This window comes from Pseudomonas rhodesiae (genome assembly GCF_007858255.1).
Taxonomy (GTDB): domain Bacteria; phylum Pseudomonadota; class Gammaproteobacteria; order Pseudomonadales; family Pseudomonadaceae; genus Aquipseudomonas; species Aquipseudomonas rhodesiae.
Genome location: NZ_VFEU01000056.1, coordinates 1 through 4,464 on the forward strand (window position 1 = coordinate 1; position 4,464 = coordinate 4,464).

Consider the following 4,464-nt stretch of genomic DNA (forward strand, 5'->3'; position numbering starts at 1 on the left):
AAAGCGTAAGGGCGGCCAGGAACCGGAGGACGATGAGCCGTTCTGATTTCATGGCGACGACGGCCTGCTACATGGCTGCGTGTGGCAGGTCTTAAACAACTGAACTGGGCTAGCGAAGGAGTGGGGGGCAACAGCAGCTGCGCTGGTAGACTTATCCACAGTTGCTGGTAACAAAATCAGCAATCCGCCCTGGGTCAAATTTCAATCGGCAGGGTGGGTCAATTTTCCATCAGCGCCAACACCGCCGATGATCAGGTTCAGGCCGTCGCGCAGCCACTGGCCGCTGCCCAGTTGCAGGATCAGCGCCTTGTCCAGGCCACGAGGGCTGCGGTAGTCGATGTCTTCCAGGCAGGCGTTATGGCGCAACCGCGCTGCTTTGAGGCGAGTGGTCAGGCGGGCGTCTTCGCGCTCGGTCAGCTCGCGATCGACCATCAGACCGAAGCGTTCGTCGAAGCTGAGATCATTGATATCGGGCGTTGCGTGTTGCTCGCCCAGCGACTTGATCATGCCGTGCAGGCGCAGGGTTTGTAGCTTGTCCAGGGTCGGGTTCGGTAGCATTTTGATGCTCCTTTTTCAGGTCAGTGGTAGTAGCCGGGGCCGCGCAGGTTGATGTGCTCGTCGGGCAGCAGCGGCAGGTTTTGCTGGGCCAGCGGCAGCCGCTCCAGCCCTTGGCGCAGGATCGATTCAAGGCTCTTGTAACTGCACGCTCCCAGTGCTAGCGCACGCTGGCAAGCGGCTTCCAGCCGCTCTTCGCCGTGCTGTTTGCTCAGGCGCAGGATGCCCAGGCAGGCGCGGAAGCCGTGCTGCGGATGGATTCGGCGTTCGAGGATGTAGGCGATAACGCCAGCGGTGTTCGGCCCTGTCTGCTCGGCCCAGCGGATCAACCGTTGTGGAGTCCATTCGGCGTGCTCGCGGTGGCTCTTGGGCATGTGCTCGGTTTGGGTGGTGTGGCGGCCTTTGTGCTGTGAGCGAAGGTGGCTGGCCACGCGCTGGTTGGCGTGGAAGCACTCGACGGTCTGGGCGGTGAGTCGTACTTCGAGTTGGTGCTTCACTAGTTGGTACGGCACCGAGTAGAAGTGGCCATCGACCTCGACGTGATAGTCGATGTGGACGCGCACTTTTTTCCATTCGGCATAGACGTAAGGGTGTTCCGGCAGCCCTTGCAGGGCCGGTTGGTCGAGGGCCTCGAAGGCTGACCGGCGTGAGCCGGGCAGCTTTTTGAAGGGCTTGTGGTTGAGGCGATCCAGCAGCAGCGCGATGGCTGTGTTGAGTTCGCCCAACGAGAAGAACTGCCGGTTGCGCAGCACCGCCAGGATCCAGCGTTCGACCACTTGCACGCCGACTTCGACCTTGGCTTTGTCCTTGGGCTTGCGCGAGCGAGCAGGCAAGACGGCGACGCCGTAATGCTCGGCCAGATCGCGGTAGCTGGGGTTGATATCCGGCTCGTAACGGTGCGCTTTAGTCACGCCACTGCGCAGATTATCGGGCACCAAGATCTGCGTTGTGCCGCCGAAAAAAGCAAAACATCGGACGTGCGAGCCCAGCCAGTCGGGCAGTTTCTGCGACCAGGTGGCCTCGGCAAAGGTGTAGCTGGACGCGCCGAGAACGGCGACGAAGATCTGCGCCTGGCGGATCTCGCCGGTTTGCCGGTCGATGACCGGCGCTGTTTGCCCGGCGTAATCGACGAACAGCTTTTCGCCAGCACGATGCTCCTGGCGCATGACCACGTCGACCTTGGCGGCCCAAAGGCGGTAGTGCTCGCAGAACCAGCTGTATTGGAAGCCTTGCGGGTGAGCGAGTCGATATTCCTGCCAGAGCAAGGCCAGAGTGACGCCGGGGCGGCGCAACTCCGCGTGTACCCACGCCCAGTCAGGCATCGGGCGCTGGTCGGTGGGCACCGGCACTGCCGGTGGAAACAGCCGTCGATTCAGCTCCGCATCAGAAATATCGATGGGCCACTGAAGCCCACTTGCGGCGAACCGGCAAAGGTAATCTCCTGCACTCGAATGGCCGATGGATAAGCTGGCGGCGATCTTGCGCACGGACAGGCCGGCGTCGAACTTTAGGCGTAGTACCTCTCGGATTTTACGCATGGATAAACGCTCCACGACGACCTCTTCGCTTCGATAAAAGAGGCCGATGGTAGTGAATAATCCTGCGTTGCTGCCTGCCTCAAAGTGTCCGGATGGCCGTGGAATCGGTGTCCGGATGCTTGTGGAATGAGTGTCCGGATCAGCGTGGAATCAGTGTCCGGATGTTGGTGGAATGGGTGTCCGGATGGTCATGGAATCCGCAGGATGGAAGCTTCTGCATCAGGGCGGCTTTTAGCTCTTCTATTTCGTATGCGGTATGGCCCTGATCCAAGCGCACATAGAGCAAATTCTCCACAAGGCCGGCCAGCCTGCGTGGGTCATCACGAGGTATGCCTAGCTTGGCTGCTGCGGCGTCTACGATTTTCCACATGTTTGGGTGGATGCCTTGAAACGCAATGAGGCTGTACGGATTAAGCTTCAGGCGCTCTACCGTATCCGTCTGGCAAACCTTGAGAACGCTTTTGGCGAGCCCAGGATCGAAGTCGTGCTCCATGAGAAATTCAATTGTTGAAATCTCATCCTGCAGTGTCCTCCAGGCATCCACGACCTTTTGGGCGAGATCAGGATTAATCAGTTCCGCCAGGTGGCTGACTCTGCCTGCAGTCAATGCCTGAGCAAGGTTTTCTGCGCCAAATGCCCTGACCAGTTTCGAGACTTTCGCTTTGCCGAATGACAGCCCGCGAAATGCAGGATGCTTTATCAGCAATCTTTCCACATATGCCGCTATGGGCAGGTTTACGATGTGACAGCTTTCGATCAGAACGAAATCCCTGTACTGATCATGCCCTGTGATCGAGCCTTTGAACTGCCAGCATTCACCGGGTTGAGGAATGCGGGTGATGACTTTATAGCTTGCTCTGCATGTGTAAATTTTGTTTTGGCCAATGATGCGCCCGGAAAAGACTGCACCGCCAAAACTGCCTGGCTTCACCGAGCTCACCTGGATCACGCTCGACAGATTGCTCATAGGATGAATGACCGCCCGGAGTCGATCATCAAGTCCTGCTGGCTACTGATTTCCTGTGCAGATGTGCGAAGCAACCGCAGCTCGGCAGAGAGTTGCTCAACTTGCTCGCGGAGCAGTTCGTTTTCCTTCGACTTTTGCTCAAGCATTACTCGCAACCGATTCGCTTCGCGACTTTTCGAATCCGCCATATCAATCGCCAGAGACTCAGGATCTTTGGCCGCAACAAACTCACTGCCTATGCGGCGAATGTCCTTCGCGATGACCTGCTCAAGGGTTTTGCCCTGTGAGCAAAAGATCTTCTTGGCGCTTTCAGAAAACCACTGCCTACGATTACCACATTCATCAGCGATTTTGCTGAAGTTGACGGCGCCAAACTGATTCACAGGAAACTTTTTTCCAGCCTGTTCAAGCTGCAGCACATAGTCCCTGTAGCGGTCGTACGGAGAGCGCTTTTGATCACTGGTCGCCATGCGCGCTTCCTTTAGCCTTCATCCAAAGGACGAAAGGTTCGACAAGCTCTTTTGGGACAAGACCCTCCCTAGGTTCAAGGTCGTCAAAACTGCAGCAAATCTTTTTAGCCTGCATGTCAACTGTAAACATCCCATCACTTGCATCGAGCACCAACTTGAGGGCCCGGCAGGTTTTGTCAAACTTCGCCATGAATCCTTGATCCACATGCGTTGTGTCCGGCAGGGTTACTGGCTGAGCACCATGGCTACGAAGGGCTGAGCGCAGAGCTTCGACCTCCTTCCTCAGTTTCTCTGTCTCAGCTTGAAGTTGGTCTGCTCGCTGAACGGCCAGCTTTCCGACAAGCTTGTCCTTCTTGGACTCCATGTTTCCAGCAGCATCCCAGTGCTTGAAGAATATTGGCCCGAGCAGAGTCCAATAGTCAGTGCTCTGTACCAAGGTTCTGTAGCCAATCTTCTTTTCGTTTACAGGAAGCCCATCGTTGTAAAGTTCGGCGCAGAATCTTGAGTAAGGCGTAACTCCATCGAATGATGCTTTTCCTACGAAAGACTTCAGCTTAGGTATTACTTCGTCTTTAATTCGGGAAATTCTATAGTCGCGGTTCAGCTTTTGAGAGCCTGCAAAGCGGTTTTGGCCCTTTTTTGCACCTTTGCTCATGCAGGAACACCTCTTGGGCTCGAAATTAGCTTCAGGATTGCAGTAGGTCGTTCCAAGGCCATGGGCTTACTCATTGCATCATTCAAATCATGCAGTGAAAGACCCAGAACTTCACACGTAGACCGAATCAGACCCCTAAATTCATCGATCAACGTATGCGTCCGGCCAAGTCATCTACCCAACCCCGCAACGCTTGGACATGGTGTGCACTTAATTTAAGTGGGCACCAGTTCTAGCCTTTTAAGCGGGTATGTCATGCAGCCAACACGCCGTTCCTAT

4 protein-coding genes and 1 pseudogene are annotated in these 4,464 nt (G+C 56.0%); all 5 read right to left on the reverse strand.

From position 1 onward, the window contains the following. Positions 1-222: 222 nt before the first annotated feature. Positions 223-558 (reverse strand): annotated as a pseudogene (locus FIV35_RS29300) (ATP-binding protein); the annotation flags it as partial. Between the two features lie 20 nt (positions 559-578). Continuing rightward, entirely contained in the window at positions 579-2,093 is a 1,515-nt protein-coding gene (gene istA, locus FIV35_RS29305) for an IS21-like element ISPsy14 family transposase (RefSeq protein ID WP_034139557.1), read from the reverse strand. A 139-nt stretch (positions 2,094-2,232) separates the two neighbouring features. Beyond that, positions 2,233-3,060, reverse strand: coding sequence for a helix-hairpin-helix domain-containing protein (locus tag FIV35_RS29310; RefSeq protein ID WP_080761488.1), 828 nt, complete (start codon positions 3,058-3,060; stop codon positions 2,233-2,235). Beyond that, positions 3,057-3,530: a hypothetical protein gene (locus FIV35_RS29315; protein WP_034139556.1), complete on the reverse strand. Its 474-nt coding sequence runs from the start codon at positions 3,528-3,530 to the stop codon at positions 3,057-3,059. Before FIV35_RS29315 ends, FIV35_RS29310 begins: the two co-directional genes overlap by 4 nt. Continuing rightward, positions 3,517-4,185 carry a hypothetical protein gene (locus FIV35_RS29320; RefSeq protein WP_034139555.1) on the reverse strand — a complete coding sequence of 223 codons (669 nt, stop codon included), beginning with the start codon at positions 4,183-4,185 and terminating at the stop codon, positions 3,517-3,519. The genes FIV35_RS29315 and FIV35_RS29320 overlap by 14 nt, the downstream gene beginning before the upstream one ends. Positions 4,186-4,464 lie beyond the last annotated feature (279 nt).

Excerpts from the sequence above, each read along its gene's own strand:
- FIV35_RS29315 (WP_034139556.1), bottom strand. The coding sequence starts at position 3,530 with ATGGCGACCAGTGATCAAAAGCGCTCTCCGTACGACCGCTACAGGGAC.
- istA (WP_034139557.1), bottom strand. The coding sequence starts at position 2,093 with ATGCGTAAAATCCGAGAGGTACTACGCCTAAAGTTCGACGCCGGCCTG.
- FIV35_RS29310 (WP_080761488.1), bottom strand. The coding sequence starts at position 3,060 with ATGAGCAATCTGTCGAGCGTGATCCAGGTGAGCTCGGTGAAGCCAGGC.
- FIV35_RS29320 (WP_034139555.1), bottom strand. The coding sequence starts at position 4,185 with ATGAGCAAAGGTGCAAAAAAGGGCCAAAACCGCTTTGCAGGCTCTCAA.